Below are 487 nucleotides of genomic sequence, written 5' to 3' on the forward strand. Positions count from 1 at the left end.
CCCCGCCGACATCCGAGGCCGTGCCCGTGATGGTCACGGTCTGGTAGGCCGCCACCGAGGCCCCGGCGCCCGGCGTGGTGATGGCGGAGGTCGGCGCCGTGTGGTCCGTCGAGGTCGTGGCCAGGACCAGGCCCGGGTCGAGGGTGCCCGGCTGGATCCCCATGTCGGCGAACAGGTTGACCATCGCCTGCTGCACGCGGGGATCGGTCGGCGTCGCCTGGTTGTCGTGGTTGGCCGACAGGCCCCAGGACCAGTAGACCGTGCCGGCGCCGAACACGAGGGCGCCGCTCGGCGCCCGGTACAGGGTCAGGCTGTGCGTGGCGGTGCCCTGGCCGGTGGTGTTGCCGTAGTCGAGCAGGTAGGTGCCGACCGGCAGCGTCGTCGACGAGAGCCGCACCAGGCCGGCGGGATCGAAGCCGTTGTCGGGCGCCTCGTCCCACTCGTAGCCGAGGTAGTTCTGCGTCAGCGATGCCGTCTGGCCCGGCTG

1 protein-coding gene is annotated in these 487 nt (G+C 72.5%); it reads right to left on the reverse strand.

Going from position 1 to position 487, the window contains the following annotated elements:
* Positions 1 to 487 (reverse strand): N,N-dimethylformamidase beta subunit family domain-containing protein (locus DT057_RS35190; protein ID WP_338103533.1); only part of this gene is annotated, 487 nt, incomplete at both ends.

Source organism: Methylobacterium crusticola (assembly GCF_003574465.1).
Classification (GTDB): Bacteria; Pseudomonadota; Alphaproteobacteria; order Rhizobiales; family Beijerinckiaceae; genus Methylobacterium; species Methylobacterium crusticola.